The following is a 254-nucleotide window of genomic DNA, read 5'->3' as shown; positions in this document are numbered from 1 at the left end:
AGTTCGGGCCTTCGACAATGGCATCCACCGGGCAGGCTTCTTGGCAGAAACCACAGTAGATGCATTTGGTCATGTCGATGTCATAGCGCGTGGTGCGGCGGCTGCCGTCTTCGCGGGCTTCGGCGTCATGGTGATCGCCTGCGCGGGGCAGATCGCTTCGCACAGCTTGCAGGCAATGCAGCGTTCCTCCCCGTTGGGATAACGGCGCAGCGCATGCTCCCCACGGAAGCGGGGCGACAGCGGCCCCTTCTCAT

Annotated in this window: 1 pseudogene; it reads right to left on the bottom strand. The window is 63.4% G+C overall.

Annotated features, from left to right (window positions below):
- Positions 1 to 254 (bottom strand): annotated as a pseudogene (gene nuoI / locus FCK22_RS18345) (NADH-quinone oxidoreductase subunit NuoI); the annotation flags it as partial.

The organism is Sulfitobacter sp. 15WGC (genome assembly GCF_005068605.1).
GTDB lineage: Bacteria > Pseudomonadota > Alphaproteobacteria > Rhodobacterales > Rhodobacteraceae > Sulfitobacter > Sulfitobacter faviae.
The sequence above is the reverse complement of the archived record's forward strand: the minus strand, read 5'-3'. Positions and strand labels throughout refer to the sequence as shown.